The sequence below is a fragment of the Bacillus paramycoides genome (assembly GCF_001884235.1).
GTDB classification, from domain to species: Bacteria; Bacillota; Bacilli; order Bacillales; family Bacillaceae_G; genus Bacillus_A; species Bacillus_A paramycoides.
The window spans coordinates 1-978 of sequence record NZ_MAOI01000003.1 but is presented as its reverse complement, the minus strand read 5'-3'; the positions used below and the strand labels follow the sequence as shown (position 1 = coordinate 978).

General features: G+C 37.8%; 1 protein-coding gene. It reads left to right on the top strand.

From position 1 onward, the window contains the following. A partial coding sequence (locus tag BAU28_RS00075; protein WP_244158047.1) for a Cna B-type domain-containing protein occupies window positions 1-978 on the top strand: 978 nt, incomplete at both ends.

Here is a 978-nt window from a genome sequence, read left to right as displayed (position 1 = left end):
ATTTAGATCCAGGAAATTACTATGTACAAGAAATTTCAGCACCAAACTACTTGGATTTCGATCCACAAGCAAAAGTGCCTTTTACAATTGATGCGAATGCTGCAAAAGGCGTAAAGCTGATGGTTCCGAATAAGGTGAAAACGACATCGATTTCAGGAACGAAGACTTGGAATGATAACAATGCAACAGATCGTCCAAGTTCAATCCAAGTAGAGTTACTGCAAAATGGAAATTCAATTAAAACACAAGAAGTAACAGCAGCGAATAACTGGAACTATACGTTTGCAGATTTACCTGCATATGATAATGATGGTAATGCTTATACGTATACAGTAAAAGAGCAACCAGTAGCGGGATACAAATCGGAAGTAAATGGCTACAACATTACGAATACAAAAGATGCAAAAACATCTGTTTCAGGAACGAAAACTTGGAATGACAACAATGCAACAGATCGTCCAAGCTCAATCCAAGTAGACTTATTGCAAAATGGAAACGTAATTCAAACACAAGAAGTAACAGCAGCAAACAGTTGGAAATATACATTTGCAGACTTAGCACAATATGATGCGAACGGTGTTGCTTACACGTATACAGTAAAAGAACAACCGGTAGCGGGATACAAATCCGAAGTAAAAGGTTATGACATCACAAATATAAAAGTAGCGAAAATGACAGTAGAAGGAACGAAGACGTGGAAAGACGGAAATGCAACAGACCGTCCGGCAACGATCAAAGTAGACTTACTACAAAATGGAAATGCAATCGAAACACAGGACGTAACAGCGGCAAATGGTTGGAAATATACATTTACAAATTTAGAATCATATGATGCGAGCGGTGTTGCTTATACATATACAGTAAAAGAGCAACCAGTAGATGGATATAAATCCGAAGTAAAAGGTTATGACATTACGAATACAAAAGTAGCGCAAACAACAGTAGAAGGAACGAAAACGTGGAAAGATGGCAATGCGA